A 21,143-nucleotide genomic window follows, 5' to 3' on the forward strand; every position below is an offset into this window, starting at 1 on the left:
TGTACGCTGAACAAGTCCGATCAGCCAATTTCTGTGGAAATTTGCACCAACGAACACACATCGTTAAGATCGTGCCACTGCCTGTCAGACGAGTAACTTACGTGAAACAAAACGCCATACAACCCGCCAACCTTGAGTTCAACGCTGAGGGTACACCTGTTTCCCGAGATTTCGACGATGTCTATTTCTCTAATGATAACGGACTGGAAGAAACCCGTTATGTTTTCCTTGATGGAAACCAGCTCAACGCACGTTTTCCAGAGCATCCGCGCAGCCAGTTTGTGGTGGCGGAGAGCGGTTTTGGCACCGGATTAAACTTCCTCACCCTCTGGCAGGCGTTTGATCAGTTCCGGGCGGCGCACCCTGAGGCTACGCTGCAAAGATTACATTTCATCAGTTTCGAGAAATTCCCCCTCACCGCCCACGACCTGAGACTGGCCCATGAGCACTGGCCGGAACTGCGCGTCTGGGCCGAGCAGTTGCAGGCCCAGTGGCCGCTGCCGTCAGGCGGATGCCATCGTCTGGTGCTGGACGGCGGACGAGTGACGCTCGATCTGTGGCTTGGGGACATCAACGAGCTGACGGACAAACTCGACGATTCCCTGAATCAGAAGGTCGACGCCTGGTTTTTGGATGGCTTTGCCCCGGCGAAAAACCCGGACATGTGGAGCGAACAGCTTTTCTGTGCGATGGCGCGTCTGGCGCGCCCCGGTGCGACGCTGGCGACCTTTACCTGCGCCGGGTTTGTGCGTCGTGGGTTGCAGGAAGCCGGTTTCACCATGCGTAAAACCAAAGGCTTTGGCCGTAAGCGAGAGATGCTGACGGGCGTGATGGAGCAGGAAAAGACTCTGCCAGCGCGCGCCCCGTGGTTCGCCCGCAGCGGCGCGGAAAAACGCGAAACGGCGATTATTGGCGGCGGTATCGCCAGCGCACTACTTTCGCTTGCCCTGCTCCGGCGCGGCTGGCAGGTGACGTTATACTGCGCTGACCCCGCCCCCGCTGCGGGTGCCTCCGGCAATCGCCAGGGCGCACTGTATCCGCTGCTGACCGCCCACGATCCGGCCCTCAGTCAGTTTTTCCCGGCGGCCTTTACCTTCGCCAGACGCCTGTACGACAGCCTGCCGGTGAAGTTTGACCATCAATGGTGCGGCGTGACGCAGCTCGGCTGGGACGAAAAAAGCCAGCGTAAGATAGACCAGATGTTGAGCCTGGGAATGCCCGCACAAATCGCAGAGGCGGTGAACGCGCAACAAGTGCAGGAAAATAGCGGCCTGCAAATTGACTGCAGCGGGATTCATTATCCTCTCGGCGGCTGGCTATGCCCGGCACAGCTGACCGCGGCGACCATCGCACTCGCGCAGTCGCAAGGGCTGACGGTGCATTATGAACATCCGCTGGAATCTCTGGAGAACATCGACGGCGGCTGGCAGCTGCGTTTTGCTCATGGCAGCGAGGCACGCCACGCCAGCCTGGTGCTGGCTAACGGCCATCGCATCGGCGATTTCCCGCAAACAGAAAACCTGCCGGTCTATCCGGTCGGCGGCCAGGTGAGTCATATTCCCACCACGCCGAATCTGAAAGAACTTCGTCAGGTCCTGTGCTACGACGGCTATCTGACGCCGCAAAACCCGGCGAACGGGCATCACTGCATCGGGGCCAGCTATCATCGCGGTGAGACGGAAATGGAATACAGCGAAGAGGATCAGCAGCAAAACCGGCAGCGCCTGATCGATTGCTTCCCTCAGGCGGAGTGGGTAAAAGAGGTCGATGTAAGCGATGGCGATGCGCGCTGCGGCATCCGCTGCGCCACCCGCGATCACCTGCCGATGCTCGGCAACGTGCCGGATTACGCCGCGACGCTGACGGCCTATGAAAATCTTGCTGAAAATCGTGAGACAGCGGTGAGTGCCCCGGTCTATCCAGACCTGTTTATGCTCGGTGCGCTCGGGTCACGCGGATTGTGTACCGCCCCGCTGGCGGCAGAGATCCTGGCCTCGCAGATGAGCGAAGAACCGATTCCGATGGACGGTGTTACGCTGGCAGGATTGAACCCGAATCGACTGTGGGTGCGGAAATTATTGAAGGGTAAGTTGGTGCGGTAGGATGCGGTTGGGTGCGGCCTGATGCCCTCACCCCGGCCCTCTCCCACGGGAGAGGGAGATGGGGATGGAGAGGGTTTTGTAGGCCCGGTAAGCGCAGCGCCACCGGGCACAACTACTTATTTCAGATTAGCCTGCTGAAACAAATTGTCCCACATGCCCAGTACCAGAGACTGGTCGCGCGGCGAAAGTTCGCCCGCCTGAATCGCTTTTTCCAGACCACGGCTCACTTCAGCGTGGACCGCTTCCGGTGAGTGATCGTCGCCCGCTTCCAGTTCGGCTACAGCAAGCGTCAGGTGACCACGCAGATAACCGCTGGCAAACAGTTCATCGTCACTGGCGTGTTCCACCATGTCATCAATTAACGCCAGGATGCGTGATTCAAATTCTGCGATCATCTTCTTTCCTCAATTAAGATCTTCCGGCCACGGGAAGTGTTCCGCCGTGAATTCCGGCGTGTGGTAATAATTCTGTAGTGCCTTGATGAAACGCGCCGGTCGCTCCGGGATGCCTTTCTCAAGATATTCCATCACCTGCGCGTGAACGCGGCGCTGGAAGGTAATACGATCCGGCTCGCAATCCCCTTCGAGATTGTCGCAGCTGACGTTGAACGGAAAACCGGCCGCCACGCAAAACAGCCAGTCGAAGGCCTGGGGTTTAACTTCCACGTCCTCGAACTGACCCTGCGTCGTGGCATCACGTCCGTCCGGGCAGTACCAGTAACCGAAATCTACCAGCTCGCGGCGCGCTTTCCCGGCGATACACCAGTGGGAAATCTCATGCAGACCGCTGGCATAAAAGCCGTGCGCAAAGACGATCCGGTTGTACGGCACGTCGGCATCAGCAGGAAGATAGATCGGTTCGTCGTCGCCTTTAATCAGACGGGTATTAAAATCATCCGCAAAACAGCCGTCGAAGATCTCAATCAGTTGTTCGTATTTATGCGTACTGTTCATTAGTTCATCCCCAACCAGTGGAGGATCTCCTGTCCGTGGCTGTCATAAAGAAGTTTGGCACTCATCACCGCCGACACAATCACAATCATCGGACGGATAAGTTTCTGCCCTTTGCTCAATACCAGGCGCGAGCCGACGCGCGCGCCTAAAAATTGTCCGACCATCATCACAAAGCCGGTCGCCCAGATCACTTTCCCGCCAATGATAAACAGCAGCAGACCACCAAGGTTAGAGGTGGCGTTGAGCACTTTCGCGTGGGCAGTGGATTTGGCGAGGTTAAAACCGGCCAGCGTGACAAACGCCAGGGCATAGAACGAACCCGCGCCGGGGCCGAAGAAGCCATCGTAAAAGCCGACGCAGCCGCCGGCGATCAGGGCAAACGGCAGGCCGTGCAGACGACGCTGTCTGTCCTCTTCCCCCAGTTTTGGCATCAGTAAAAAATAGAGGCCAATGCAGATGACGAGGATCGGCAGAATCTGGCGCAAAATGTCCGATTGCACGTGCTGGACCAGCAGCGCGCCGCTGGTCGAGCCGATGAAGGTCATCAGAATATTGAGTTTCTGATCGGCAAGGCTGACGACTTTGCGGCGAATAAAGTAGATGGACGCAGAGAGCGACCCGCCGCAGGCCTGCAGCTTATTGGTCGCCAGCGCCTGGGCCGGACTCATGCCCGCGGCAAGCAGCGCAGGAACCGTCAGCAGACCGCCCCCACCCGCCAGCGCATCGATAAAACCCGCCAGCATCGCGACAAAGAACAGTACCGCCAGAAGCCACGGTGACACCATAAACAGATCGACGAAATTATCCATTAAAGTACATGCTCATCCAGTAGCGCCTGGCAGGAAGGCGGCAACGGAGGCGGTGTCTTCTTCTCAGGCTTGGTGGTTCCGGGTTTTGCTGGCTCAAACCAGCTCTGCAGCTCGGCCCCGCAGCCATCTCCCGGCGGCGGTAACGGCTGATCCTCACACTCCAGGCTGTTCGCCGGGCAGCGCAGACGCACGTGCATATGCGCGCGATGCTGGAACCACGGACGCACTTTACGCAGCCAGTCGCGATCCGTTCCGGCATCAAGACAAAGCTGCTGTTTAATCGCCGGGTTCACGAAGATGCGCGTCACGTCGTTATCCTTCGCCGCCAGTTTGATCATGCTGGAAACATCAGGTGACCACAGAGATGGCACCACGCTTTTGCCATCGCGCGCGACGAGATCCAGCGCCTGCGGTTTCAGCAGTTGCGACGAACTCCAGCGTGTTTTCGGCAGTTGCAGGAAGATATCAACATCGAGACCCGACTGATGGCTGGCGTGACCGCCATTAAATCGGCCGCCTGCAGGCATCCCCATATCGCCAATCAGCATCGTCCCAAGCCCCAGGTTGTGTACCTGGTTACCCAGACGCTGGATAAACAGCACCAGATCCGGATGGCCAAAGTAACGACGCTGGTCGGTGCGCATCACCTGATAGGTATCAGACTGCAGCGGTAAATCCTGCGCGCCAACGATACAGCCGTTGGCAAACGCGCCGATCGACTGGGCGCTGCCCGCGATCGGATGGGTAATTTTTTGCCACGGGGTGGCTGCCAGACTGGCTCCACTGGCGAGCAGGGCCAGCAGAGCAAAAGCAGTTTTTTTCATGTTTACCAGCGTGGAAGAGGGGCCGTCACGTCCGCATTCTGCGCGCGCTGGCGCAGGAAATGATCCATCAGCACGATCGCCAGCATCGCTTCTGCGATCGGCACCGCGCGGATCCCGACACAAGGATCGTGACGCCCTTTGGTGATCATCTCAACTTCTTCGCCAGAGCGATTAATGGTGCGCCCAGGGACGGTAATGCTGGAAGTCGGTTTCAGCGCAATGTTGGTCACAATTTGCTGACCGCTGCTGATGCCGCCCAGAATGCCGCCCGCGTGGTTGCTCTGGAAACCGTCTTTCGTGATTTCATCGCGATTCTGACTGCCGCGCAGGGCGACCACGTCAAAACCGTCGCCAATTTCTACGCCCTTCACCGCATTGATGCTCATCATCGCGTGGGCGATGTCCGCATCCAGACGATCGAAGACCGGCTCGCCGAGGCCCGGAGGAACGCCGTCTGCCACCACGGTCACTTTCGCGCCGATGGAGTCGCCCTCTTTTTTCAGGCCGCGCATCAGTTCGTCCAGCGCGTCAATTTTGTCGGCATCCGCGCAGAAGAACGGGTTCTGCTCGACCAGATCCCAGTCTTTGATCGCCAGCGGAATGTCGCCCATCTGGGTCAGGCAGCCGCGGATCACGATGCCGAATTTTTGCGCCAGATATTTTTTGGCGATAGCGCCTGCGGCCACGCGCATGGCGGTTTCACGCGCAGATGAGCGTCCGCCGCCGCGATAGTCGCGAAAACCGTATTTTTGTTCGTAGGTGTAATCGGCATGGCCCGGACGGAAAACGTCTTTGATGGCGCCGTAATCCTGCGAGCGCTGATCGGTATTTTCAATCAGCAGACCGATGCTGGTGCCGGTGGTGCGGCCTTCGAAGACGCCGGAGAGGATCTTGACGCTATCTGGCTCGCGACGCTGCGTGGTGTAGCGCGAGGTGCCCGGACGGCGGCGATCGAGATCGTGCTGTAAATCGGCTTCGGTCAGTTCGATGCCAGGCGGGACACCGTCCACGATGCAACCCAGCGCCAGGCCGTGAGACTCACCGAAAGTGGTTACACGGAATAATTGTCCAATACTGTTTCCTGCCATCACGGCTCCGTTGTCGTTGTTCTGTGTTTGAGCGATGTGAAACGGGCCGCAGCCCGTTGGATTAATCTTTGTAGATGCTGAAGTGTTCGCGCGCCGCGATGAGCTGCGCTTTGGTCAGCATGAAGACGCCTTCGCCACCGTTGTCGAATTCAAGCCAGGTGAACGGCACGTCCGGGTACTGCTCCATCAGATGTACCATGCTGTTACCGACTTCACAAATCAGAATGCCGTTGTCGGTCAGATAATCCGGTGCGCAGGCCAGGATGCGGCGCGTCAGCTTCAGGCCGTCCGAACCGGACGCCAGGCCGAGTTCCGGTTCGTGGCGATATTCGTTCGGCAGATCGGACATATCTTCCGCATCAACGTACGGCGGGTTGGTGACGATCAGGTCGTATTGCAGTTTTGGCAGGTCGCGGAACAGGTCGGAGCGGATCGGCGTCACGTGGTGAATCAGACCGTGCTCTTCGATGTTGTGTTCGGTGACGGCCAGCGCATCGGTGGAGATATCCACCGCATCGACTTCTGCTTCCGGGAAGGCGTACGCGCAGGCAATCGCGATGCAGCCGCTGCCGGTACACATATCCAGAATGTGCTGCGGCTGATGGTCGATCAGGCCCGCAAAATGATTATTGATCAGCTCACCAATTGGGGAACGCGGCACCAGCACGCGCTCATCAACGTAGAATTCGTGGCCGCAGAACCAGGCTTTATTGGTCAGATAAGCGACCGGGATGCGCTCGTTAACGCGACGGATCACGCGCTCAACGATGCGGTGTTTCTCGCTGGAGGTCAGACGCGCGGTGCGCATGTCTTCCGGGATATCCAGCGGCAGATACAGGGATGGCAGTACCAGTTGAACCGCCTCATCCCATGGGTTGTCCGTCCCGTGGCCGTACCAGATATTGGCGGCGCTGAAGCGGCTGACGGACCAACGCAACATGTCCTGAATGGTATGCAGTTCGTTTACTGCTTCATCGACAAATATTTTATCCATTATTCTCTCCAGGGCATGCTTGCTTAATTTTCGGCGGCTAGTTTGCCATGAAGACGGCGATAAATCAGCATTGTGACGGGGTGAGATGGGTGAAAAAATGCGTTTTGCTTGCGCCTCCCTCAGGTAAACTAAGGGAAATAAGAGATGAGACGGACTAATGAAAAAGAAAATGCCGCTTAGCGAGGAGGATCAGACGCTCTTTCGCCAGCTGATGAGCGGGACGCGCAAAATTACACAGGACACCATTGTCCATCGACCGATCCGCAAAAAAGTCAGCGAAGTCCCGGTGAAACGGCTGCTGCAGGAACAGGCCGATAACAGCCACTATTTTTCAGACGAATTTCAGCCGCTGCTGAACACGCAGGGCGCGGTGAAATATGTGCGGGAAGATGTCAGCCACTTTGAGCTGAAAAAGTTACGTCGCGGGGATTATTCGCCGGAGCTGTTTCTCGATCTGCACGGTCTGACGCAAATGCAGGCGAAGCAGGAACTGGGCGCGCTGATTGCGGCCTGTCGTCGCGAGCACGTGTTTTGCACCTGTGTGATGCACGGCCACGGGAAGCATATTCTCAAACAACAAACGCCGCTGTGGCTGGCTCAGCATCCACACGTGATGGCTTTTCATCAGGCGCCAAAAGAGTACGGCGGAGATGCCGCGCTGCTGGTGTTGATTGAAGTGGAAGAGTGGCAGCCACCGGAGCTGCCCTGACAGGCAGGCGGGTGGCACAGGCTACCCGCCAGATCATTCGTCACATCAGATAGCTTTCGCCATCTTCAGATTGCACGGACTCATTTGCCAGTTGAATACCCCTTTGCCGGCGTCGTCGAGGGTGACGTTGGCAATCGCGGAGGTGGTGAACATCGGAGGCGTTTCGCCAGGGCAGAGTTCAGACACCAGGTAGCCGACCAGCGGCAGATGGGAAATCACCAGTGCAGAAGAGACACCTTCGTTGCTCAGCGCCTGAAGATACGCGCTGACAAGACCCACATCCCCACAGGGTGTGAGCTCGGGAAGAACATCGACGCTTTTCGGCAGGTTCATACACTCCCCCACCACATCCAGCGTCTGTTCGGCCCGCAGGAACGGACTCACCAGCACACGATCGATATCCACTTTTTGGCCTTTGAGCCAGGTCGCCATTTGACGGGATTCGTCACAGCCACAGGTTGTCAAAGGACGAACAGAGTCACTGGCAGCATCGAGTGCCGCGTCGCCGTGACGCATGATAAAAACTTGCATATTGCACCGCTTTTGTTAACCAGGATCACCGGCGTTGACTACCCGCAAAAACAGCTAAAAGGTAGAAAACCCGATGGCCGGGCATTGTGCCTGATCCATCTGATGAATGAAACGCTGTTTTTTACCTTAATGGCGTAAGTATAGTCAATATCTGTTTACAAATTCGCCAAAACAGGTTCATTCACCACTGGATATACTCTTGTTGGACCTTAAGTTACGAGGTCAGTTTCCTCTGTCGGCCAAAAGTGCAGGTTATTTTCTGCCATCCGCACTAAAGGTTCGCACGGGGTAAACCGTGGACCATAAAGCGATGCCAGACGCTGCAATATTGCCACCACTTCACCCGCGCCCAGACTATCCATATAGCGGAACGGGCCACCCAGGAAAGGTGGAAAACCGATGCCAAACACGGCGCCAATATCGCCGTCTCGCGCACTTTTAACGACCTGCTCGTCATAACAGCGAGCCGCTTCGTTGAGCATCATCATGACGCAGCGCTCAGCGCACTGCTGCGCTGATAGTTTCCCCTGGCCGGAAGCCTGAATAAGCCCATAAACCGAGGGGTCGACCTGTTTCTTGCTTTTACGCCCTTTAACTGCGTAAAGATAGAAGCCACGTCCATTTTTTCTGCCTTTGCGATCGTCGTTCAAGATCACAGAAACAATGTTTGCAGGTGGGCTAAAACGTTCTCCATAAGCAGCTTCCAGCACAGGTATAATTTTAGTGCCTGTGTCTATTCCAACCTCATCCAAAAGTTGGATTGGCCCCACCGGAAAACCAAACTTCACTAAGGCTTCGTCGATATGATCGATCTTCTCGCCTTCGGTCAGGAGGCGCATCGCCTCGTTGATATAAGGCGCAAGGATCCGGTTGACGTAAAACCCGGCTTTGTCCGCCACCACAATCGGCGTTTTGCCCTGCCGTTTAGCCAGCTTGACTACCGTAGCCACCGTTTGTGCGTTGGTTGACGCATGCGGAATGACCTCCACCAGCGGCATTTTTTCCACCGGACTGAAGAAGTGCAGACCGATCACCTGCTCAGGCCGCGCGGCTTTGGCCGCAATATCACCAATCGGCAGCGACGAGGTATTCGAGGCAAAAATGGTGTGCGGCGCGCAGTGCTGTTCAACTTCGGCGACCATCTGCTGTTTCAGCGCCAAATCTTCAAACACAGCTTCAATCACCACGTCGCGATGCTGAAAACCGCTGTAGTCGGTGGACCCTGAAATCAGCGCCAGCTCTCTGTCGCGCTCACTGGCTTTGATATGGCGGCGCTTGACCTTTTGATCAAGCAGCTGCCAGCTGTATTGCAGAGCGTGGTTAATGCCTTTCGGATTGATGTCTTTGATTCGCACAGGCAATTTGCCTTTGCTGGCCGTGACAAAAGCGATGCCGCCGCCCATCAATCCCCCACCCAGCACGCCAACAGAGTTGAGCGGTGCCGGTGAGGCCTCGCTTCCGGGATCTTTTTTCACGTCGGTGCTGGCGAAGAAGATGCTGCGCAGCGCCTTCGACTGAGGCGTCATCGCCAGCTCACCAAAGGCTTTGGCTTCCGCCGCATAACCGCTGCTGCTCCCCTGCGACAGACCGGTTTCAATCACCTCAAGAATGCGCCTGGTCGCCGGGTAGTTGCCTTTGGTCTTTTGTTCGGTTTTTTTGCCGACCATATTAAAGAGCAAAGCGCGCCCGAGCGGCCCCGCGAGAACCCGCTCGCGGACCGGCAGGTGTCGACTGGCCTGACGCCCTTTTAACGCCAGCTCAACGGCCGCTTCCAGCAGAATGGAATGAGGAACCACTTCATCCACCAGTCCGGCCTTTAATGCCTGACGAGGGCGAAGCTGTTTACCGGTCAAAATCATCTCCAGCGCGGTACTTACGCCAATCAGGCGCGGCAATCGCTGAGTTCCACCCGAGCCGGGTAACAGCCCCAACTGCACTTCCGGCAGACCGAGGACAGTTTTCGCATCATCCGTACAGATACGACTGTGACACGCCAGCGCCAGCTCCAGGCCGCCGCCGAGGCAAGCGCCGTGGATCGCGGCGATCGCCGGGATCGGCAAGGCGTGGATCTCCGCCATGATCTGCTGGCCCTGACGGGCAAGCTGCTCCGCCTCCTGCGCACTGCTGGCGCGGGCGATCATGTTGATATCGGCACCGGCGATAAAATTATCGGGCTTGGCGGAGATAAAAATCAGCCCGCGAATCTCTTTGTTTTCGCGGATTTGCTTGAGGATCGCGCGCACCTGAACGCCGAACTCGGCTTTCAGGGTATTCATCTTCTCGCCCGGCACATCGATGGTAACGACGGCGATATTGTCGAGACGGACCTTAAGGTCAAAAGCGGAAGTCGTTTCCATTATTCAGCCTCCAGAACCATCGCCGCACCCAGGCCGCCCGCCGCACAGGCGGTGACCAGACCAAAACCGCCGCCGCGACGGCGAAGTTCGTGCAGCGTTTGCGTAATCATACGTGCGCCGGTGGCGGCAAACGGGTGGCCGTAGGCGATGGAGCCGCCCAGCACGTTAAATTTGCTCTCATCCACTTCACCGGTGGCATGGGTGCGGCCCAGTACATCGCGGGCAAAGCGTTCGCTACCTAGCAGCTGCAGGTTAGCCAGCGTTTGTGCCGCAAAGGCTTCGTGCATGTCGATCAGTGTTAAATCGGCCATCGTTAATCCAGCGCGTTCGAGCGCCAGCGGCGTGGACCACGCCGGACCGAGCAGCATGTCCTGCCAGACGTCGATGGCGGTGAAGGCGTAGCTGCGCAGATAGCCCAGCGGGACCAGCCCCAGCTCTTTGGCGCGGGACTCGGTCATCAGGATCACCGCCGCCGCGCCGTCGGTCAGAGGCGTGCTGTTCGCCGCCGTGACGGTGCCGTGTTTGCGGTCGAATGCCGGGCGTAATTTTGCATAATCCGCCAGCGTCGAATTGCCACGAATATTGTTATCTTCGGCGAGAGGCTCACGAAACGGCGGGATGTAGGCCGTCATGACTTCGTCGGCGAGTTTGCCCTCGGACCACGCCAGCGCCGCGCGCTGATGGGAGCGATGGGCCAGGGCATCCTGCTGCTCACGGGTAATGCCGTAGGTTTTCGCCATCTGCTCGGCGGTGTCGCCCATCCGCAGGCCGGTAGAGTATTCCGCAACCGCAGGCGGGACGGGCGCGAGATCGCGCAGGCGAAGACGAGAAAAGAGTTTGAGGCGCTGCCCCATGGTGCGGGCTTTGTTGACGTCCACCAGCACGCGGGCCAGCTTTTTGCTGACGCCAATCGGCAGAACAGACGAAGAATCGGCCCCACCCGCAATGCCCGCACGAATAGTCCCGGTGATCAGGCTTTCCGCCACGTTAGCGACGGCCTGGAAGCTGGTCGCACAGGCACGGCTGACGCTGTAGGCGTCCGTATGGACATTCATTCCGGTGCCGAGCACGATTTCTCGGGCGATGTTTGGCGCTTCGGGCATCTGAACCACCTGCCCAAAGACCAGCTGTTCAATGACCTCAGGGGGTATTTCGCTGCGTGCCAGCATCTCCCCCACTACCATTTTCCCCAGATCGACAGCCGGTATTCCGTGAAATGCCGTCGCCTGACGTGCAAACGGAGTACGCAATCCACTGACAATGGCAATGCGATCACCCTGACGGGTGACGAGCGGTAATGCCTGACTCATAACAGTCCCCTGTAAATAACCTGATGCGCAAAGTGGTCTGACCTGATAACAGTTTTAACCATATTTTTACATTGAGCCAATCGGGGAAGCGAAAAATTGCGAGGTAAGACACAGAGAAGAAAAGAAAATGCCCCTGCGCAGGCAGGGGCATTTGAGGTGTTTTTTGTCGGGTGGCGCTTCGCTAACCCGACCTACAATTTCGTAGGCCGGGTAAGGCGAAGCCGCCACCCGGCATATTTACGGAAAAATTAACGCAACCCGAGCTGGAAGATCAGCGTTTCAGCTTCACACGCAAAAACGAAATCGATGTCGAGCTTCACGCCACCGTCCACTTCTGTGAGGGAAGATTTGATTTCACACGGATCGGATTCCACGTCGCGCGCGCGTTTGGTCAACGCGGTCAGGGTCTCTTCAGCATCCGAACGTTTGCTAAATACACGGCTGTAAGACGCGGTGCAATCGGTGTTATCCATGATGGTACCGACATCCATACAGCAGCAAACCGGGGTTTCATCAGCACTGCATTTACTCATAGCTCAAGTTCCTCTGCGTTTTCGCGCACGGCGCGAGATAAATACGTTGCTGATATTTTACGCCCTGGCTGAAGGTCTCTCCAGCCGTTAATGGCGCAAACGGGGATAAGTGACCGTTATCACACTAAAAAATGATCTAACGCAAAAATCACCCTTTATGGTGAGTGCCGGTGGTCGCATTTTTGCCACCTGGATCTCGTTTCAAAAAACATCTTTGAAAAACTTCAGAAACAAACTTGCAACATCCCATCTGGTCCGCCCTATACTCTCGCCACTGGTCTGATTTCTAAGTGTTACCACAGACCCTACACTTCGCGCTCCTGTTACTCTATGTAACATATATTGCATAAAAATAACTCAATGAGGTTATGGTCATGAGCCAGAAAACCCTGTTCAAAAAGACTGCGCTGGCAGTCGCAGTGGCAATCGTATCAACGTCCGCCTGGTCCGCGGGCTTCCAGCTTAACGAATTTTCTTCCTCTGGCCTTGGCCGTGCATATTCCGGGGAAGGCGCTATTGCCGATGACGCAGGCAACGTGAGCCGTAACCCGGCGCTGATCACTATGTTTGATCGCCCAACCTTCTCTATGGGTGCCGTTTATATCGACCCGGATGTGAACGTCACCGGGAAATCCAATTTAACCGGACAGAGTGCTAACCAGGACAACATCGCGCCAGTGGCGTGGGTGCCTAACATGCACTTTGTTATGCCAATCAACGACCAGTTTGGTTGGGGTGCGTCTGTGACCTCCAACTACGGTCTGGCAACAGAATTTAACGACAACTACGCGGCCGGTATTTACGGCGGCAAAACTGACCTGCAGACCATCAACCTGAATCTGAGCGGCGCGTATCGTCTCGACAGTAACTGGAGCTTCGGTGTGGGCTTCGATGCGGTCTACGCGAAAGCGAAAATCGAGCGCTATGCGGGTTCACTCGGCCCACTGCTGGCGGGTCAGCTGCAAGGTATGGTGCCTCCCTCCATGCTGGATGGCATCAACTCTCCGGACGATCAGATCGCGTACCTGAAAGGCGACGAGTGGGGCTTCGGCTGGAACGCCGGTATCCTGTATGAACTGGACAAAAACAACCGCTGGGGCTTTACCTACCGTTCAGAAGTGAAAATTGACTTCGACGGCGACTATAAAAGCTCCATTGACCCGAACCTGAGCAACATCTTTGCCAGCATGGGTCTGACCGGCCTGCCAGCCGGCACCGGCGGCAGAACACAGAACGGCGCGCTGACGCTGAACCTGCCTGAAATGTGGGAAGTGTCTGGTTATAACCGCGTTGCGCCACAGTGGGCTATCCACTACAGCCTGACTTACACCAGCTGGAGTCAGTTCCAGGAGCTGAAAGCGACCGGCAACGACGGCCAGACGCTGTTCTATAAAGATGAAAGCTTCAAAGATGCTTATCGTATCGCGCTGGGTACCACCTACTACTACGACAAGAACTGGACCTTCCGTACCGGTATCGCGTTCGATGACAGCCCGGTTCCGGCTGACAAACGCTCCATTTCTATCCCGGATCAGGACCGTCTGTGGCTGAGCGCCGGTATGACTTATGCGTTTAACGACGATGCGTCTGTCGACGTGGGTGCATCTTACATGCACGGTCAGAACGTCAGCTTCACCGAAGGCGAAGGCCCTGCGGCGTACACCTTCAAATCTGAAGGTAAAGCCTGGCTGTTCGGTACCAACTTCAACTACGCGTTCTAATCGCGTCTTCATTAAAAAAGGTGAGCATTTGCTCACCTTTTTCTTTTATTCTTTATCTATCTCAGAAAGCTCATTCTCGATGGCTTTGGCGTTCGGATTGTCTTCCGGTTTCAGCTTGCCGCCGTTGGCGATGAAGTCATGATTCTGGAAGTAAGCTTCGCGGACCATAATATACGGGTCGGAAGACTGACGCAGCAGGCCGTCTGAATCCAGCAGCTGAGCGCGCGTCTCAATCCCTTCAACGGTCCATTTACCGATCGACAGCGGCCAGGTCAGCCACGACAGCACCGGATAAAGGGTATCGACCATGTCACCCCCGTCATCACGGACGGTAAAGCTTCCGTAGAATGGCAAATGCATATACGGGCCATAACCCACGCCATAATTACCCAGCGTACTACCGAAGCGGTGCGGCTGTTCACGCTGCAACTTCGGATTCGCCATTCCCGCCACGTCGATAAAGCCACCCATCCCTAACAGGCTGTTCAGGAAGAAGCGGGTGAAATGCACCATCCCCTGATACGGGTCGCCCTGCAGGAAGAAGTTCACCATGACGGCAGGCTCTTCCAGGTTACTGGTGAAGTTGCTCAGACCATTACGAGCAGGTTGCGGAACGTAATCACGCCATGCTACAGCTACCGGGCGGACCACGTACGGGTCCAGCACGTTGTAGTTAAAGCTATACATGGATCGGTTGAATCCTTCTAAAGGATCGGAGCGCCCCGTTTGCTCGCCCGAGCTGGCACAGCCCACGAGCAGCGTGGTGCCCAGCGCAAGCGCCGACAGCCGAAGTTTCATATATTTCTCCCTGTTAGTATGGCTATCGTTGACTGCCATCCGTTACGAAGCGCCTGACGCTCCGCTGATTATCGTGCAAGTGATTGTAACAGCACGTTTCTGGATGTCCACGCACACAATGACGGGCAGTCATCTGCCATCACTCTGATCTCAGCATAGCCTGGCTTTACCTTTCTTTTCGTCGGTAATTTTATCTTGTGTCTGAATGTGATGTATCACGTTTATTGCCATTCCAGGGAAAATAAGAGCATCCCCACGGGCAATGTCCGGAAAACCGCTACGATTACTGTTATGACAACGCAGCGAGACGTGCCCGATGGACGAACTACACGCAGAAAAAATTGATAAACACACCGATGAACTGGAAGTAGAAAGCGATGAGAAACAGCACGGAGGCAAAATCGAAGTCGATGAAGACCGTCTCCCCTCCCGGGCGATGGCGATCCACGAACACATCCGCCAGGACGGCGAAAAAGAGCTTGAGCGCGATGCGATGGCCCTGCTCTGGTCAGCCATCGCCGCCGGGCTGTCGATGGGGGCCTCACTGCTGGCGAAAGGGATTTTTCACGTCCAGCTGGAAGGCGTGCCGGGCGGTTTTCTGATTGAGAACCTGGGCTACACCTTTGGCTTTGTGATCGTCATTATGGCGCGCCAGCAGCTGTTCACGGAAAACACCGTGACAGCGGTGCTGCCCGTCATGCAAACCCCGACCTGGGGCAATTTCGGGCTGCTGATGCGCCTTTGGAGCGTGGTGCTGCTGGGGAACCTCATCGGCACGGGCGTCGCCGCCTGGGCGTTCGAATACATGCCGATCTTTGATGAGCCGACCCGCGATGCGTTCGTCAAAATCGGGATGGACATCATGAAGAATACCCCGCTGGAGATGTTCTCTAACGCCATTATCTCCGGCTGGATCATAGCCACTATGGTGTGGATGTTCCCCTCTGCCGGAGCGGCCAAAATCGTGGTGATCATCCTGATGACCTGGCTAATTGCGCTGGCTGACACCACCCATATCGTCGTCGGCACCGTGGAAGTGCTCTACCTGGTGTTTAACGGCACCCAACACTGGAGTGATTTCTTCTGGCCGTTCGCCCTGCCGACGCTGGCGGGGAATATCTGCGGCGGGACCTTTATCTTCGCCCTGCTGAGCCATGCGCAAATCCGCAATGATATGTCGAACAAGCGCAAGGCCGAGCTGAAGGAAAAGGAAAAAGCCCGACAAAACAAGGATGAGGATCCAGAAAAAACGCACTAAATGGCGACTCTTTAAGCAGTCAGGCGGCATCGAGCTTAACGCCCTGTGTAAATGAGGCTATACTCGTGCCGCTTCGTCCCCTTAGTTAAATGGATATAACGAGCCCCTCCTAAGGGCTAGTTGCAGGTTCGATTCCTGCAGGGGACACTTTCAGCGAATTGTTAACCCCATCGAAACACCCACAATCACCTTTTTAATTCCTAAGAAAACCCGGATAGTGGACCTTTTCGCTGCGGACAATTTTCCCGAGAAAACAAGTCATAGCACAGAGTGTATAAGGGTGATAATCTACGCAGCCCGCCTTGTCCCGGCAGTGGACAGGCAGCGCCGTAAAGTTGGGTAAGGCCTGAAACCATCGCCCTGAACGACGGTCTAAATCAGCACGTAGTATCGCAACCTTTGCGCTACCTTCTCTGGCTTTATATAGGTCCACAATTTTGTCTCAATGCAAATTCGAACGTGCATTTCTCCACCCACGTTACTGGCTCACCTGGTTTGGCCTTGGCCTGCTCTGGTTGCTCGTTCAATTGCCTTATCCCGCAATACAAGTACTGGGTTCAAGTTTAGGCAGCGCTTCCCGTCTCTTTCTGAAACGTCGTGAATCCATTGCCCGCCGAAATCTGGAACTGTGCTTCCCTCATTACAGCGACGAGCAGCGCGACAAGCTGATCGCCGAGAATTTCAAATCCATTGGCATGGCCCTACTGGAAACCGGTATGGCCTGGTTCTGGCCGGACGAGCGCGTGCGCAAATGGTTCGACGTCGAAGGCCTGGAAAATCTCCAGCAGGTGCAGGCGCAGAATCGCGGCGTGATGGTCATCGGCGTGCATTTTATGTCGCTGGAGCTGGGCGGGCGCGTAATGGGCCTGTGTCAGCCGATGATGGCAACCTATCGCCCGCACAATAATTTGCTGATGGAATGGGTGCAGACGCGCGGACGTATGCGCTCGAACAAAGCGATGATCAGCCGTAACAACCTGCGCGGTCTGGTCAACGCTTTGAAGAAAGGCGAAGCGGTGTGGTTCGCGCCCGATCAGGATTACGGACGGAAAGGCAGCAGTTTTGCCCCCTTCTTCGCGGTCAGGGACGTCGCCACCACTAACGGCACCTTTGTGATTTCCCGCCTGTCCGGTGCGCCCATGCTGACCGTCACGATGGTCAGAAAAGCCGATAAGTCGGGCTATCGTCTGTTTATCTCGCCAGAACTGCATAATTACCCACAGGACGAGCGCGAAGCCGCGACTTACATCAACAAAGTGATTGAGAGCGAAATCATGCGCGCGCCGGAACAGTATCTGTGGGTGCATCGTCGCTTTAAGACCCGCCCGGTCGGCGAGTCGTCTCTCTATATTTAGTCCTTTCATCAGGTTAGTTTCTACAGGAAACTAACCTTTTCAATCACCTGTAATCACCCGCCGTTACTGTCCATTTACCCCTTCGCTCAACGCAATTTATTCCGCTGCGAAATTAAACTGTCTCCGTTCCACGACACTCGTAAGTTACGGAAATGATACAAAAAAATGCCTCTTGTCACCCCCCAAATTTAGGCGTACATTAGCGCCGTCTGGCAATGGGAACGCACAGAATTCTGAGCTGGAGTCAGCGAGCTCGCGGGATAATTCTTATTTCCGCCTGGGTCTGATTTCAACTCTCTATACTCAGTTGGACTCTGTTTTTTAAGGCGTATCTTTGATGCGCGGAGCGATGAACGTGAAATATTTCTTTATGGGCATTTCGGTGATTGTATTAGTCTGGGCCGGAACCTTTGCCCTGATGATCTGAGCGAAGAAAATACAGTTAAAAAAACAGGAGCCAATCGGCTCCTGTTTTTTTATGCATATCCTGCTTATTCCGATTTTCTCTCGACCGGCAACAGCCCGTCGGCGCGGAACATACTTTTGATCCCTCTCACCGCCTGACGAATTCGGTCGCTGTTTTCGATCAGCGCAAAGCGAACGTGGGTATCGCCGTAATCACCGAAACCAATGCCCGGTGAGACGCAAACCTTCGCATCCTGCAGCAGCTTTTTGGCAAACTCCAGCGAGCCCATCGCGGCGTAGTGTTCAGGGATTTTGGCCCAGACGTACATCGAGGCTTTCGGCATTTCGACCATCCAGCCCGCTTCGTGCAGGCCTTTCACCAGCACATCACGGCGGCGTTTATACTGCGCGGCGATGTCGTGCACGCACTGCTGATCGCCTTCCAGCGCGGCAATCGCCGCGACCTGCAGCGGCGTAAAGGTGCCGTAGTCGTGATAGCTCTTGATGCGCGCCAGCGCGTTGACCAGCGTTTTATTGCCGACCATAAAGCCAATACGCCAGCCCGCCATGTTGTAGCTTTTGGACAGAGTAAAGAATTCAACGGCCACGTCACGCGCGCCCGGTACCTGCATAATCGACGGCGCTTTCCAGCCGTCGTACACGATATCGGCATACGCCAGATCGTGAACCACCAGCACGTCGTAGCGCTTCGCCAGCGCAACCACCTTCTCGAAGAACTCCAGCTCGACGCACTGCGCCGTAGGGTTCGACGGGAATCCGAGGATCATCATTTTCGGTTTCGGGTAGCTTTCACGAATGGCGCGTTCCAGTTCGTTGAAGAAGTCCACTCCCTCCACCAGCGGGACGGAGCGAACCTGCGCCCCGGCAATCACCGCGCCATAAATATGGATCGGGTAGCTCGGGTTCGGCACCAGCACCGTATCGCCGTGATCGAGCGTCGCCAGCATCAGGTGCGCCAGCCCCTCTTTCGAACCGATGGTGACGATAGCTTCGCTTTCGGGATCGATTTCAACGTTGTAGCGATCCTGATACCAGCGGGAGATCGCCCGACGCAGACGCGGAATACCGCGCGAGGTGGAGTAGCCGTGCGTATCCGGGCGCTGCGCCACGGTGCAGAGCTTTTCAACGATATGCGGCGGCGTGGGGCCATCAGGGTTACCCATGCTGAAATCGATAATGTCTTCGCCGCGCCGACGCGCAGCCATTTTCAGTTCAGCAGTGATATTAAAAACATAAGGGGGAAGACGATCGATACGCGTAAAACGGCGTTCAGGACTGGATTCAGCCATAGATTCCTCAGATTCACGTGAGCGCCCGGACCGTCCGAGCGACGCTGCCACGATTGTGGCGTGTTTAGAAAATAGCCTGATTGAAAAGCTGCTGTCGAGAGGAAAACGAAAAAAATTATCACGCTAAAACCGGAAGACTGCTGAGGCAAAAAGCGGAAGGCGTTCAGGCAAAAAGGTTCCCACGGCAGCTTTTATTTAACGCAGCGATATCAATGAAGTAACAATACAAAGGCGCGAAAAGGCTAAAGCGTCGATTACAGGGTCTAAAAAAACAATCCCCTTTGAAGAAAGTGGTCTTTCCTCATTTGATTATTCAGAGGGATGTCTGGTCATTATGCCCCAGGTTTTCTATCATAGCTTTTTCCCGAATTCCCAGGTTTCCTCGTGCACGAAACATTCAATATGCTGCTGGCAGTCTTCGATCGCGCGGCATTAATGCTGATTTGCATCTTCTTCCTGATCCGCATCCGGCTCTTTCGCGAGCTTCTGCACAAATCCGCCCACTCGCCCAAAGAGCTGCTGGCCGTCACGGCGATTTTTTCCCTGTTTGCCCTGTTCAGCACCTGGTCCGGCGTGCACGTCGAAGGCTCGCTGGTGAACGTGCGTATCATTGCGGTGATGTCGGGCGGGATTTTGTTCGGCCCGTGGGTCGGGATTATCACCGGTATAATTGCCGGGACGCACCGCTACTTAATCGATATCGGCGGCGTCACGGCCATCCCCTGCTTTATCACCAGTATTATCGCGGGCGTTATGTCCGGCTGGATTAACCGTAAGATCCCGAAAAAACAGCGCTGGCGGGCGGGTATCGTCGCCGGGATGATGTGCGAAACCCTGACCATGATCCTCGTGGTCGTCTGGGCGCCCAGCATCGAACTGGGTCTGGATATCGTTTCCAAAATCGGTATTCCGATGATCCTCGGCACCGTCTGTATCGGTTTTATCGTGCTGCTGGTACAGAGCGTCGAGGGCGAGAAAGAAGCCAGCGCCGCACGCCAGGCGAAACTGGCGCTGGATATTGCCAACAAAACGCTGCCGCTGTTCCGTCACGTGAACGCCGAATCCCTGCGTCAGGTGTGCGACATTATTCGCCGCGATATTCATGCCGACGCGGTTGCCATTACCAATATCGATCACGTGCTGGCCTACGTCGGCGTCGGTGAAGACAACTATCGCAACACCGACGATACCGTCAGCCCCACCACCCGCCAGGCGATTAACTACGGTAAAATCATCATTAAAAACAATGATGAAGCACACCGTACGCCGGAAATTCACTCGATGCTGGTGATTCCTCTGTGGGAAAAAGGCGTGGTGACCGGCACGCTGAAAATCTACTACTGTCACGCGCATCAGATCACCTCTACACTGCAGGAGATGGCGATTGGCCTGTCGCAGATTATCTCGACGCAGCTGGAAGTCTCCCGCGCCGAGCAGTTACGCGAAATGGCAAATAAGGCAGAGCTGCGCGCCCTGCAAAGTAAGATCAATCCCCATTTCCTGTTTAACGCCCTGAACGCCATTTCATCGTCGATTCGCATGAATCCGGACACCGCCCGCCAGCTGATTTTCAATCTGTCGCGCTACCTGCGCTACAACATCGAGCTGAAAGACGATGAGCAGATCGACATCAAAAAAGAGCTGTACCAGATTAAAGATTACATCGCGATTGAGCAGGCGCGCTTTGGCGATAAGCTCACGGTTATCTACGATATTGATGAAGAGGTTCACTGTGTGATCCCGAGCCTGCTGATCCAGCCGCTGGTGGAAAACGCCATCGTTCACGGCATTCAGCCGTGCAAAGGCAAAGGCGTAGTGACCATCAGCGTGGCGGAGTGCGGGAATCGGGTGCGAGTGGCGGTGCGCGATACCGGCCACGGCATCGACCCCAACGTGATTGCGCGCGTCGAGTCAAACGAGATGCCTGGCAATAAAATCGGCCTGCTGAACGTCCATCACCGCGTGAAACTGCTGTATGGCGAAGGGCTGCATATTCGCCGCCTGGAGCCCGGCACGGAAATCGCTTTTTACGTCCCGAATGAACGCCTGCCCGTTCATACGCAGACGCTGTTGTTGCCTTAACGGG

Annotated in this window: 19 protein-coding genes and 1 tRNA gene; 8 read left to right on the forward strand and 12 right to left on the reverse strand. The window is 55.9% G+C overall.

Going from position 1 to position 21,143, the window contains the following annotated elements; genetic code table 11:
- Nucleotides 1-101 precede the first annotated feature (101 nt).
- The gene (mnmC, locus tag QQF33_RS19285) at nucleotides 102-2,102 is read left to right on the forward strand and encodes a bifunctional tRNA (5-methylaminomethyl-2-thiouridine)(34)-methyltransferase MnmD/FAD-dependent 5-carboxymethylaminomethyl-2-thiouridine(34) oxidoreductase MnmC (RefSeq protein ID WP_285158437.1); all 2,001 of its coding nucleotides are present in this window, start codon (nucleotides 102-104) and stop codon (nucleotides 2,100-2,102) included.
- A gap of 116 nt (nucleotides 2,103-2,218) precedes the next feature.
- Here the strand turns inward: mnmC and QQF33_RS19290 are convergent, their stop codons facing one another.
- The 6 genes from QQF33_RS19290 to prmB all read right to left on the reverse strand — a co-directional run bounded on the left by QQF33_RS19290 (nucleotide 2,219) and on the right by prmB (nucleotide 6,770).
- Nucleotides 2,219-2,497: a YfcL family protein gene (locus QQF33_RS19290; RefSeq protein ID WP_100779413.1), complete on the reverse strand. Its 279-nt coding sequence runs from the start codon at nucleotides 2,495-2,497 to the stop codon at nucleotides 2,219-2,221.
- A gap of 9 nt (nucleotides 2,498-2,506) precedes the next feature.
- On the reverse strand, nucleotides 2,507-3,055 hold the full coding sequence (locus QQF33_RS19295; protein ID WP_282493682.1) for an elongation factor P hydroxylase: 549 nt from the start codon (nucleotides 3,053-3,055) through the stop codon (nucleotides 2,507-2,509).
- A complete protein-coding gene (locus tag QQF33_RS19300; RefSeq protein ID WP_282493683.1) occupies nucleotides 3,055-3,864 on the reverse strand; it encodes a sulfite exporter TauE/SafE family protein in 810 nt (269 codons plus the stop codon). The genes QQF33_RS19295 and QQF33_RS19300 overlap by 1 nt, the downstream gene beginning before the upstream one ends.
- Nucleotides 3,864-4,688 carry a penicillin-insensitive murein endopeptidase gene (gene mepA / locus QQF33_RS19305; protein ID WP_285158438.1) on the reverse strand — a complete coding sequence of 275 codons (825 nt, stop codon included), beginning with the start codon at nucleotides 4,686-4,688 and terminating at the stop codon, nucleotides 3,864-3,866. The genes QQF33_RS19300 and mepA overlap by 1 nt, the downstream gene beginning before the upstream one ends.
- A 2-nt stretch (nucleotides 4,689-4,690) precedes the next feature.
- Nucleotides 4,691-5,776: a chorismate synthase gene (gene aroC, locus QQF33_RS19310; protein ID WP_285146802.1), complete on the reverse strand. Its 1,086-nt coding sequence runs from the start codon at nucleotides 5,774-5,776 to the stop codon at nucleotides 4,691-4,693.
- Between the two features lie 61 nt (nucleotides 5,777-5,837).
- Nucleotides 5,838-6,770, reverse strand: a complete 933-nt coding sequence (gene prmB / locus QQF33_RS19315) for a 50S ribosomal protein L3 N(5)-glutamine methyltransferase (protein WP_285146804.1) — start codon at nucleotides 6,768-6,770, stop codon at nucleotides 5,838-5,840.
- A 157-nt stretch (nucleotides 6,771-6,927) separates the two neighbouring features.
- On the opposite strand from prmB, the gene smrB reads away from it, so the two are divergent.
- Entirely contained in the window at nucleotides 6,928-7,479 is a 552-nt protein-coding gene (gene smrB / locus QQF33_RS19320) for an endonuclease SmrB (RefSeq protein WP_282493687.1), read from the forward strand.
- Between the two features lie 45 nt (nucleotides 7,480-7,524).
- Here smrB and sixA read toward each other — a convergent pair whose 3' ends face one another.
- The 4 genes from sixA to QQF33_RS19340 form a co-directional block, all read right to left on the reverse strand.
- Nucleotides 7,525-8,010 carry a phosphohistidine phosphatase SixA gene (sixA, locus tag QQF33_RS19325; RefSeq protein WP_282493688.1) on the reverse strand — a complete coding sequence of 162 codons (486 nt, stop codon included), beginning with the start codon at nucleotides 8,008-8,010 and terminating at the stop codon, nucleotides 7,525-7,527.
- A gap of 209 nt (nucleotides 8,011-8,219) precedes the next feature.
- Nucleotides 8,220-10,367 (reverse strand): fatty acid oxidation complex subunit alpha FadJ, encoded by a 2,148-nt coding sequence (gene fadJ / locus QQF33_RS19330; RefSeq protein ID WP_285158439.1) that lies wholly within the window; start codon nucleotides 10,365-10,367, stop codon nucleotides 8,220-8,222.
- Nucleotides 10,367-11,677 carry an acetyl-CoA C-acyltransferase FadI gene (fadI, locus tag QQF33_RS19335; RefSeq protein WP_285149237.1) on the reverse strand — a complete coding sequence of 437 codons (1,311 nt, stop codon included), beginning with the start codon at nucleotides 11,675-11,677 and terminating at the stop codon, nucleotides 10,367-10,369. Before fadI ends, fadJ begins: the two co-directional genes overlap by 1 nt.
- A gap of 248 nt (nucleotides 11,678-11,925) precedes the next feature.
- The gene (locus QQF33_RS19340; protein ID WP_282493691.1) at nucleotides 11,926-12,210 is read right to left on the reverse strand and encodes a YfcZ/YiiS family protein; all 285 of its coding nucleotides are present in this window, start codon (nucleotides 12,208-12,210) and stop codon (nucleotides 11,926-11,928) included.
- Nucleotides 12,211-12,584: 374 nt separating this feature from the next.
- On the opposite strand from QQF33_RS19340, the gene fadL reads away from it, so the two are divergent.
- Nucleotides 12,585-13,931 (forward strand): long-chain fatty acid transporter FadL, encoded by a 1,347-nt coding sequence (gene fadL / locus QQF33_RS19345; protein WP_285146809.1) that lies wholly within the window; start codon nucleotides 12,585-12,587, stop codon nucleotides 13,929-13,931.
- A gap of 45 nt (nucleotides 13,932-13,976) precedes the next feature.
- Here the strand turns inward: fadL and mlaA are convergent, their stop codons facing one another.
- Nucleotides 13,977-14,729 (reverse strand): phospholipid-binding lipoprotein MlaA, encoded by a 753-nt coding sequence (mlaA, locus tag QQF33_RS19350; protein WP_282493693.1) that lies wholly within the window; start codon nucleotides 14,727-14,729, stop codon nucleotides 13,977-13,979.
- A gap of 316 nt (nucleotides 14,730-15,045) precedes the next feature.
- Here mlaA and QQF33_RS19355 point away from each other — a divergent pair, with 316 nt between their 5' ends.
- The 4 genes from QQF33_RS19355 to ypdK all read left to right on the forward strand — a co-directional run bounded on the left by QQF33_RS19355 (nucleotide 15,046) and on the right by ypdK (nucleotide 17,769).
- Nucleotides 15,046-15,987 (forward strand): formate/nitrite transporter family protein, encoded by a 942-nt coding sequence (locus tag QQF33_RS19355; protein ID WP_285154289.1) that lies wholly within the window; start codon nucleotides 15,046-15,048, stop codon nucleotides 15,985-15,987.
- 75 nt (nucleotides 15,988-16,062) lie between these two features.
- Nucleotides 16,063-16,134 (forward strand) — tRNA-Arg (locus QQF33_RS19360).
- A 287-nt stretch (nucleotides 16,135-16,421) separates the two neighbouring features.
- Complete coding sequence (gene lpxP / locus QQF33_RS19365; RefSeq protein ID WP_285150128.1) at nucleotides 16,422-17,342, forward strand: kdo(2)-lipid IV(A) palmitoleoyltransferase; 921 nt, start codon at nucleotides 16,422-16,424, stop codon at nucleotides 17,340-17,342.
- A 355-nt stretch (nucleotides 17,343-17,697) separates the two neighbouring features.
- Nucleotides 17,698-17,769: a membrane protein YpdK gene (gene ypdK, locus QQF33_RS19370; protein WP_099458937.1), complete on the forward strand. Its 72-nt coding sequence runs from the start codon at nucleotides 17,698-17,700 to the stop codon at nucleotides 17,767-17,769.
- Nucleotides 17,770-17,833: 64 nt separating this feature from the next.
- Here ypdK and alaC read toward each other — a convergent pair whose 3' ends face one another.
- The gene (gene alaC / locus QQF33_RS19375; RefSeq protein ID WP_285146812.1) at nucleotides 17,834-19,057 is read right to left on the reverse strand and encodes an alanine transaminase; all 1,224 of its coding nucleotides are present in this window, start codon (nucleotides 19,055-19,057) and stop codon (nucleotides 17,834-17,836) included.
- Nucleotides 19,058-19,441: 384 nt separating this feature from the next.
- Here alaC and QQF33_RS19380 point away from each other — a divergent pair, with 384 nt between their 5' ends.
- Complete coding sequence (locus QQF33_RS19380) at nucleotides 19,442-21,139, forward strand: sensor histidine kinase (protein WP_285158441.1); 1,698 nt, start codon at nucleotides 19,442-19,444, stop codon at nucleotides 21,137-21,139.
- Nucleotides 21,140-21,143: the final 4 nt, after the last annotated feature.

The organism is Lelliottia wanjuensis, assembly GCF_030238365.1.
In the GTDB taxonomy this organism is placed as follows: Bacteria; Pseudomonadota; Gammaproteobacteria; order Enterobacterales; family Enterobacteriaceae; genus Enterobacter; species Enterobacter wanjuensis.

Coding starts and splice junctions, on each gene's coding strand:
- QQF33_RS19290 (WP_100779413.1), bottom strand. CDS start 2,497: ATGATCGCAGAATTTGAATCACGCATCCTGGCGTTAATTGATGACATG.
- QQF33_RS19295 (WP_282493682.1), bottom strand. CDS start 3,055: ATGAACAGTACGCATAAATACGAACAACTGATTGAGATCTTCGACGGC.
- QQF33_RS19300 (WP_282493683.1), bottom strand. CDS start 3,864: ATGGATAATTTCGTCGATCTGTTTATGGTGTCACCGTGGCTTCTGGCG.
- mepA (WP_285158438.1), bottom strand. CDS start 4,688: ATGAAAAAAACTGCTTTTGCTCTGCTGGCCCTGCTCGCCAGTGGAGCC.
- aroC (WP_285146802.1), bottom strand. CDS start 5,776: ATGGCAGGAAACAGTATTGGACAATTATTCCGTGTAACCACTTTCGGT.
- prmB (WP_285146804.1), bottom strand. CDS start 6,770: ATGGATAAAATATTTGTCGATGAAGCAGTAAACGAACTGCATACCATT.
- smrB (WP_282493687.1), top strand. CDS start 6,928: ATGAAAAAGAAAATGCCGCTTAGCGAGGAGGATCAGACGCTCTTTCGC.
- sixA (WP_282493688.1), bottom strand. CDS start 8,010: ATGCAAGTTTTTATCATGCGTCACGGCGACGCGGCACTCGATGCTGCC.
- fadJ (WP_285158439.1), bottom strand. CDS start 10,367: ATGGAAACGACTTCCGCTTTTGACCTTAAGGTCCGTCTCGACAATATC.
- fadI (WP_285149237.1), bottom strand. CDS start 11,677: ATGAGTCAGGCATTACCGCTCGTCACCCGTCAGGGTGATCGCATTGCC.
- QQF33_RS19340 (WP_282493691.1), bottom strand. CDS start 12,210: ATGAGTAAATGCAGTGCTGATGAAACCCCGGTTTGCTGCTGTATGGAT.
- fadL (WP_285146809.1), top strand. CDS start 12,585: ATGAGCCAGAAAACCCTGTTCAAAAAGACTGCGCTGGCAGTCGCAGTG.
- mlaA (WP_282493693.1), bottom strand. CDS start 14,729: ATGAAACTTCGGCTGTCGGCGCTTGCGCTGGGCACCACGCTGCTCGTG.
- QQF33_RS19355 (WP_285154289.1), top strand. CDS start 15,046: ATGGACGAACTACACGCAGAAAAAATTGATAAACACACCGATGAACTG.
- alaC (WP_285146812.1), bottom strand. CDS start 19,057: ATGGCTGAATCCAGTCCTGAACGCCGTTTTACGCGTATCGATCGTCTT.